The organism is Anaplasma phagocytophilum (assembly GCF_023476575.1).
Lineage (GTDB): Bacteria > Pseudomonadota > Alphaproteobacteria > Rickettsiales > Anaplasmataceae > Anaplasma > Anaplasma phagocytophilum_A.
In genome coordinates this window covers 1-8,079 of record NZ_JAHLEX010000057.1, presented here as the reverse complement: position 1 = coordinate 8,079, position 8,079 = coordinate 1, and the positions used below count along the sequence as shown (strand labels likewise).

Here is an 8,079-nt window from a genome sequence, read left to right as displayed (position 1 = left end):
ATGGAATCTCAAAGTGAGGTATAGTGTCATAAATGAGAAATCAGTCTGGTACTTATCTTGGGGCAAGGACAGGTATTGGAGTGACTCGAAGCATCGCCACTAGTATGTCTCGCATAATAAGAAGCGTATACTCGTTATTATACTCAATGAGAACGATGAATATAAAAACGCTTATTGAAGTGGCAATACTTATGAGTTATTCAAGCCTATAGATGTTTTTGCCCGCAAAGTTATTTCAGATAAAAACTTCTCATGAACTTAAGAAAAGTTGTGACTATAACCCTCTTTTGATATCTGTATAAGATTGTGATCTCTGTCATATACCTGTATCCCTTCTTCGAGAGTAATCATTCCTATTCTTTTTACAGGAATTTTTATACTTGTGGCAATTTGCTCAATTTCAAGACAGTGTTCAGGAGGAACCGTAAATGCCAGTTCGTAATCATCTCCTCCAGCCAGTACGTTCTCTAAAAGGTCGTGATTTTGCATTATAGCAGCCGCAGCTTCGTGTGAAAGTGGTACTTCATAAGCATATAAATTTGCACCAACACCTGAAAGCTTACACAACAGCCTAATATCCTGTAATAATCCGTCAGAAACATCTATACATGCGGAAGCCAAATTGCTAATACTGGCGCCTAACATCACTCTAGGCTGAGGTAAGTCATATCTTTGCTTGAGATATGAAAACTCTCCAATTAGCTTTTTATTGTATGCTAACAATCCTAAAGCAGCATCACCAATAGTCCCACTAACATACAGATAATCTCCTGCTTTTGCATGTGACCTAGTCAAAATATTTTCAGATGGAATGCCCAAAGCGGTTATGCTTATTACGATGATACCTGCTAAATTATTTGTTGTGTCTCCACCGAGCAGCTTTATGGAAAAAATACTGTTATCTTCTTGTAAACCAGCGCAAAAGCTTTTCCACCATTTTTCATCAATAAATTTTGGAAGCGATAATCCCAAAAGATAAGAATGCGGTATAGCTCCCATAGAAGCTATATCTGATAAGTTAACGCGTAGCGCCTTTTTAGCGAGTAAGAAAGGATCGCTGTGATTTAAGAAATGAACGTTTTCAACTAATACATCTTTTGTCATGATAAAAGACGATGTAGGGGAAGATACACGTGCAGCATCGTCATTTTCAGATGCAAACCCACTGCAAAGTAAAGGACGTATATATTTTTCTATACACTGAAACTCATCCATAATTCATCCAACAGCGTTCTGCGTTACATCTATAAAAAGCAAACGTAGCCTAGTAATCTTGAATATAGGCACTATCTCTATCACATGTATAACTCCATTTATGCTTTAATACTGTAAAGAGCCAGTACATTGGAGATATAAATAAAGATCGATGCATTAACGTCTAAATGCCAGGTATTATACGTTTTTCTGGGTCCTTAGATATAAATTTTTGGAAGCTAAGAAGATTTGATGATGAGATAAGCCCGTGAGACACATACTATTATTATCTTATTTATCTCGTACAATGAGAAGTTTTCATCAGTGATTTTTCTAGCTTATATAGTAGCAGCTACCATGAATATCAGAAGTAATCAAGACTAAGCATGCCGTAAATACCATCCAGTAGGGTAGAAATGCAATATACTAAGTTTCACGACGTCTAAATTAAAGTATTGTCGTATTTTTGATTGGTGACTTTCTTTCTAAGCGTAGCGTATACAAAGAATATCAGCAGCCACATGCAATAAGCAAATTACTATCAGAACAGTATATTGGATTGCACACACAATCTTCCAAGTATAAGGCATTTCTTGCTCATAAATTGAAAATATCACCGGTCTACTTACTAAGGCTCAAAAACTATTACTTAATATTAGGATGATCAATTTTTAGATTCCTGCAATGCAAGAGCTTCTATGATACTGAACACGAGATCTTTTTTCTTATTCAAAAATCAGCAACTTTGTGCACGTCATGGAAGGTGCTTTTTTTCATAGTATACTAAAGCGTTGGAATACCTTTTGAGGTAGAATACTGGAAGTTAAGAGGAGTATCTGGAAAGAGTACAGCACGTATATCTTGACACGCCAAAGCAGCTTCTGAAAAACCTACTAGTATAAGCTTTATCTTTCCGGGATAAGCGGCTATATCACCCACAGCATATATTTTGCTACGCATAGTCCTACATGTAGATTGCTCCACGGGTATCTGAAAGCCTTCTACGCCCAAGCCCCAGTTAACAATCTCCCCTAGGTTTGCAGATATTCCAAAGAACGGTAAGAGAAAATCCGCTTCTATAGAAATTTCCTCTTTCGTAGTAATATTTCTGACTATAACGCTTCTGAGTTCTCCATTTTCACCATCAAGCCCTGCAAGTTGGTAAGGAATAAGCACATTTACGCGACCTTCATCCGCTAATTCTTCGAGCTTTTTTAAAGTACTAGGTGCGCAACGAAAATACTTCCTTCTATGTAACACATACAGCCTGTAGGCAACTTCTGTCAAATTTACAGCCCAGTCCGCAGCTGAATCTCCTCCTCCAGCTATTACCACCTTTTTGTTTTTAAAGGTGGCCATTTGAGATACGTGATAAAATACGGACTTATTTTCGTATTCCATAATACCGTCAAGTGGGGGACGGTTGGGGCCAAACCCGCCTGACCCTGCCGCAACTATTATTGCTCGACATTTTACGCTAGTACCTTTATTGGTCTGTAGAACAAAGCAGTCAGGACTTTCACTTATACTTTCTACAAACTGCCCCATAATATAAACGGGACTAAAGGGTTCGGCCTGCTTTTGCAGGTTATTTACCAGGTCTTGAGCTGTAATCATGGGATAAGCTGGGATATCATAAATAGGTTTTTCAGGATATAAAACCGCGCATTGACCTCCCACTACATCTAAAGCATCAATAACACAGGAATTCATCCCTAGCATACCTGCTTGAAACACAGTAAAAAGCCCTACAGGCCCTGCGCCTACTATAGCGATATCGAAAACAGAACTATACTCCACAGCTTTCGCTTTTCCAGTTTTTCTCTACCTATCACAAAGACACTGCTATATCTAGAATAAAATACCTTTGAATGTTTGAAATTTATTATTCACTGGAAAAATTCATCTCTCTTACAGTGATTTTGAAAGAAAAATGGGATTATAGGTGATGCAATATTTTCTCAAGTCTATGCTTTATATTTGTTAGGTAATGTGATCCTTCAAATACTCAAAGGTGTACATTTTAGTGTACGTAACCCGTAAGTGTGGATAGTAGGGAGGAGATACTGAGAAGTGTTGCAAGATATAAGAATTACACCATGCTCAACTATGAGCAGTATAGTGAATTCTCACGTTATCAGGGAAACGGATTGACGAATTAGAACTTGACATCTGCACCTATTATAAGATACTAAAGTTTGTTCTTTAGTAGCTAAAATGTCTGATAGCTCTGATGGCTATGCCAAGCCGATGACCATAAATTTTGGTCCTCAGCATCCAGCGGCGCATGGCGTTATGCGTTTGATACTTGAAATGAGTGGAGAGGTTATCGAAAGGATAGACCCTCACATAGGTTTGCTGCATAGGGGGACCGAAAAGCTCATTGAATATAAGACTTATCTTCAGGCGCTTCCGTATTTTGATAGGTTGGATTATGTGTCTCCTATGTCGCAGGAGCATGCTTATTCTCTGTGTGTGGAGAAGCTGTTGGGCTGTGAGGTGCCCATAAGGGCTAAGTATCTCAGAGTTATTTTTTGCGAGCTGACTAGACTATTAAATCACTTGTTGAATGTGGCGTGTCAGGCGTTAGATACAGGTGCTACTACTCCGTTGTTATGGATTTTTGAAGAGCGGGAAAAGATACTTTCTTTTTACGAAAGGGCTTCGGGAGCAAGGTTTCATTCGGCTTATATTAGACCAGGAGGCCTTGCAGCTGACGTACCTGATGGTCTTTTGGACGATATACATGAGTTTACTAACTATTTTCCTAAATTATTAGATAGTGTTGATGATTTACTTACGGAGAATAGTATTTGGAAGCAACGTAACGTTGAAATAGGAAAGGTTACTAAGCAACAGGCTCTTGATTGGGGATTTTCCGGGCCAATGCTTAGAGCTTGCGGGATACCGTGGGATTTACGTAAAAGCCAGCCGTATGAAATATACGATATATTAGATTTTAAGGTGCCTGTTGGTAGCAATGGAGATTGTTATGACAGGTATCTTGTGCGTATGGCTGAGATACGAGAATCGCTCTATATACTTGAGCAGTGTCTACGTGATATACCTAGTGGACCGGTGAAAACCGATGATAGAAAGATTGCTCCTCCTAAAAGGGAGGAATTAAAATACTCTATGGAAGCATTGATTCACCATTTTAAGTTGTTCTCTGAGGGATATAGGGTGCCGGAGGGTGAGGCGTATGCTGCTGTGGAAGCACCTAAAGGTGAATTTGGGGTATATATAGTCTCGGATGGTACTAATAAACCTTATAGATGCAGGATAAGATCACCGGGGTTTGCTCATCTGCAGGCTATAGATGCTATGGCTCGTGGGCACATGCTTGCGGATTTACCGGTTATTGTAGGCTCTTTGGATATTGTTTTTGGTGAAATAGACAGATGAATTCTGCAGATCAGGAAAGCTTTAGGTTCACTGATAGTAACTTAGAAGAAGCATATAAGTGCATAAGTAGATATCCTGAAGGTAGGCAAGCGAGTGCAGTTATGCCTTTGCTGCATTTGGTGCAACAGCAAGCTGGTGGGTTTGTCCCCCGTTCTGCTATTGAGTATATAGCGAAGCTTTTGAGTATGCGGCCAGTGCACGTACGCGAAGTGGTTGAGTTTTACTCAATGTATAATACAGCTCCTGTAGGTAAATATTTGGTGCAAGTATGTAAGACTACTCCATGTTGGTTGAGGCGCAGCGATGATATTCTTAATGCATGTAAGAAAGTGTTGTGTGTGCAGGTTGGAGAAACGACTAAAGACAACCTTTTTACTTTAAGAGAAGTAGAGTGTCTAGGTGCGTGTGTGAATGCTCCCATTGTACAGATAAATGATGATTATTATGAAAATCTAGATGCGGAATCTATGGAGAAGATTTTGCTGAAATTAAAGGAGGGCAATGAAGGTTAGGGAGATTGTTTTAGATACGGAAACAACTGGCCTTGATGCTGATGGCGGAGACAGGATAATAGAGATAGGGTGTGTTGAGCTAGTGGATTATGTTATGACTGGTCGTGTATTTCATAAATACATAGATCCAGAGCGCGATATATCTGTAGCTGCGACTAGGGTACACGGAATAACAAGAGAATCTCTTATAGGAATGCCGAAGTTTGCTGAAGTTGCGGATGAACTCCTAGATTTTCTTCGGGACAGTGCTCTCGTTATACACAATGCCAGATTCGACATGAGGTTTCTTGAGGTTGAGATCGAGCTCTTAAGAAACAAGCGAGCTATCACTAATACTATTGTCGATACTCTCGAGATGGCGAGAAAGAAGTTTCCGGGGATGCCTGCTAGTTTAGATGCTCTCTGCAAGAGGTTTAATATATCGACGCAAGAGAGAAAATTTCATGGAGCATTGAAGGATGCCACGTTGCTAGCGCGGGTATATGTAGAACTATTAGAAGCGCTACAGAGGAGGCTAGTGTTTTCTCAAGAGGGAGATGACGGCAAACAGGTTTCTGTGATCTATGATAAAGCAAGAAGAGTTGTGTATCCTGCACGCACATTTACATTGAGCGATGAAGAGAAGATGCTGCACAGACAAACTGTTAGTAAGATGAAAAATCCTATATGGCTTACGTGTTTTGATGAAAAAGAGTTTTTCTGTAATGAAAACATTGGCTCGTGATTCTATTGAATCCGCTCTCACTAGTAATGCTAGTATACAGACGTAATGGGTTTGTTCTACACTATTGTCCCAAGCACTTACAGATGGAGATGTTGTTTACATGATATAACAGCTGGAAAATGCCATAAAACAATTGCACTACATAAAATTGCGATAAACATCCCTGATATAAAACTTTAACAGCCACGCATATCTCAGTCACTTATTTAGAGCTCATAGCTATCTAAAGTAATAACCCTAGCCAAATATACCATAAAGAGCCTTTTATATCTTCGTATCGTGTGACAATGTGCTAGGTAAACATGTTCTCCTAAAGCGGGTGATAAACAACGAGCGTGATATGGTAAAGTACTTACTAAATAATAAGGTATCTGTGCTTCCTGGTGTTACATATGGAACTCAGGACGCGCTCTTTCAGATGATAGGTTACCTAAAGCATGTGAGAGGATTTTGGAGCCCTGTTTTATCCAAGCTAGTTTTGGATCACTATACAAGTGGCTAAGGAGGGATTCGAACCCCCGACCGGGAGATTATGATGCTCCTGCTCTACCCCTGAGCTACCTAGCCATAAGAACATGGAGGTACCATATCTTTTGCATTCTTGCAATATACTATTCTTCTTTGCACTACCTCATGATTTCTGATTACAGTAGCTTTCTTCTTGCGGGTATTTATGATGCATATAGCAATTCCAAGTTATAAAAGTTAAGTATTTATATACATTATCAGTATAATATTTAGAACATTTGCATGTGTTGTTCTTATACATATGATTGTTGCTATAGATATTCTTTAAATTGTTGGGGTTTATATTACCCATAGTCCGGCTTCTAAGAATTTATGCATTGTATAGACGGAGTGCATGTGCTATACAATTTCTTTTCATTAAAATCTTAGGTATTTTTTAACCAAAGATCAGGGGGCTAATTTATCAATCGTTATGGACATTGCTAAGGATAGTTAGGTTGTGTCTGCCTACAACAGAGCATCTTTATATAGAAAAAACATGTTGGAAAATTTAAAGGAATTAAGTAAAGAGAGGGAAAATAATAACCTCTTCTACTTAGTAGATAGAAATAGAGCACGCATCGATGAGTCTTTGATGCATGCCTCTTCTTTAGCGCACTTAATCTCCATGGTTATGTGGTGTGTAGTCTATGCAATAGCCTTGGTTGCTTTAAGTCAAGAAAAGTCGCTGGCGTGTGAGGCGCGGAAGTGTCTTATCTTACTTACTATGGGATTGGTGATTTTAGGGTATGGAATATACGCATTACGCCTTGGGCTTGCTGCAACAAAGTCACAGAAGGAGGAGCATGGAAAACCATATGCAATAGCTGTAGCTGAGAAAGTAGAGCTTGTGACAAGAGCATTAGAGGCAGTTATTTTTACTATACTAACGTGTGTTTCAATTGCGCTACTTGTCCGAGGAAAAAGCACGCCTGCATGCCTAACATTTTTCGGAATGATAGCCTCATTACTATCTGTTGCTGCATCTACTGCTGGGATATACAAGTTGAATAAACTACCAGAAACAGAAAGACCAAATCACTATAGAGCCCTTATAGCGCTCCGCTTACTCTCTATAGCGCTTGGGGCAAGTAGTGTATGTTTGGGAACTGTTTGTATGGTTCCTTCTATACACATGTCAGAGGGAGTACAAACTTCTCTAAGGTTAATGATAAGTTTTGGATGGATATTTGCAATTGCGGGAGCCATGATAGTTGCATATGCTTCTTCTAAATCTGTGCAGCACAGTAATCCTGACATAAATGCTTCGTTATCGCCTAGCAGCAATAGAGATGCTTCTGTAGGTCTATGTGTAGAGGAATGTCTTCCTACTCTCCAAAATAACAGCATATCTGTTGCTCATTGATATACGTAGAAAGGAAATATTTATTTAGCGGTTACGGAAATTGCATTTCTGCTTTAAATAGGGTCTATCTCTCAGGTATAAAGGCCATATAGCTTTTTTATATGCAGCTTGCTCTATGGCTTTATTATAATGCAGGTGGGTATAGATACCATGTACAAAGGAGTGAATGTATTCATGTAATGCAGTGAACCAATCTGAATATGTCAATTCTGTTGCTAATTAAGAGTTAGGATTATAATGCACGGGTAAGCGCCCTATGAGAGGCACTTCTTTTCAATGAATCTAGTGAAGCTGTTTTTTATTTTGGCCATACGATGGCCTCATCTAGGTGAGACAAATGCAAGCTCATCGTCAATTTTTTACTATAGAAA

At 39.1% G+C, this 8,079-nt stretch carries 7 protein-coding genes and 1 tRNA gene; 5 read left to right on the top strand and 3 right to left on the bottom strand.

Translation table 11 applies throughout. The features are described 5' to 3' along the window. Window positions 1–258: 258 nt before the first annotated feature. A complete protein-coding gene (gene thiL, locus KPX09_RS03475) occupies window positions 259–1,215 on the bottom strand; it encodes a thiamine-phosphate kinase (RefSeq protein WP_249549012.1) in 957 nt (318 codons plus the stop codon). Between the two features lie 762 nt (window positions 1,216–1,977). After that, on the bottom strand, window positions 1,978–2,994 hold the full coding sequence (locus tag KPX09_RS03470) for an NAD(P)/FAD-dependent oxidoreductase (RefSeq protein WP_249549011.1): 1,017 nt from the start codon (window positions 2,992–2,994) through the stop codon (window positions 1,978–1,980). A gap of 417 nt (window positions 2,995–3,411) precedes the next feature. Here KPX09_RS03470 and KPX09_RS03465 point away from each other — a divergent pair, with 417 nt between their 5' ends. From KPX09_RS03465 to KPX09_RS03450, 4 genes are all read left to right on the top strand, one after another. Then, the gene (locus KPX09_RS03465) at window positions 3,412–4,599 is read left to right on the top strand and encodes an NADH-quinone oxidoreductase subunit D (protein ID WP_249549010.1); all 1,188 of its coding nucleotides are present in this window, start codon (window positions 3,412–3,414) and stop codon (window positions 4,597–4,599) included. Then, on the top strand, window positions 4,596–5,111 hold the full coding sequence (gene nuoE / locus KPX09_RS03460; protein ID WP_249549009.1) for an NADH-quinone oxidoreductase subunit NuoE: 516 nt from the start codon (window positions 4,596–4,598) through the stop codon (window positions 5,109–5,111). Before KPX09_RS03465 ends, nuoE begins: the two co-directional genes overlap by 4 nt. After that, complete coding sequence (gene dnaQ, locus KPX09_RS03455; protein ID WP_249549008.1) at window positions 5,101–5,835, top strand: DNA polymerase III subunit epsilon; 735 nt, start codon at window positions 5,101–5,103, stop codon at window positions 5,833–5,835. The genes nuoE and dnaQ overlap by 11 nt, the downstream gene beginning before the upstream one ends. A gap of 289 nt (window positions 5,836–6,124) precedes the next feature. After that, complete coding sequence (locus KPX09_RS03450; protein WP_249549007.1) at window positions 6,125–6,337, top strand: hypothetical protein; 213 nt, start codon at window positions 6,125–6,127, stop codon at window positions 6,335–6,337. On the opposite strand, the gene KPX09_RS03445 is transcribed toward KPX09_RS03450, so the two are convergent. Then, a tRNA-Met gene (locus KPX09_RS03445) sits at window positions 6,331–6,402 on the bottom strand. The two genes, KPX09_RS03450 and KPX09_RS03445, sit on opposite strands and share 7 nt — an antisense overlap. Window positions 6,403–6,802: 400 nt before the next feature. Here KPX09_RS03445 and KPX09_RS03440 point away from each other — a divergent pair. Then, window positions 6,803–7,708, top strand: a complete 906-nt coding sequence (locus KPX09_RS03440; protein WP_249549006.1) for a hypothetical protein — start codon at window positions 6,803–6,805, stop codon at window positions 7,706–7,708. The last annotated feature ends 371 nt before the right edge of the window (window positions 7,709–8,079 follow it).

Coding starts and splice junctions, on each gene's coding strand:
- thiL (WP_249549012.1), bottom strand. CDS start 1,215: ATGGATGAGTTTCAGTGTATAGAAAAATATATACGTCCTTTACTTTGC.
- nuoE (WP_249549009.1), top strand. CDS start 4,596: ATGAATTCTGCAGATCAGGAAAGCTTTAGGTTCACTGATAGTAACTTA.
- dnaQ (WP_249549008.1), top strand. CDS start 5,101: ATGAAGGTTAGGGAGATTGTTTTAGATACGGAAACAACTGGCCTTGAT.
- KPX09_RS03465 (WP_249549010.1), top strand. CDS start 3,412: ATGTCTGATAGCTCTGATGGCTATGCCAAGCCGATGACCATAAATTTT.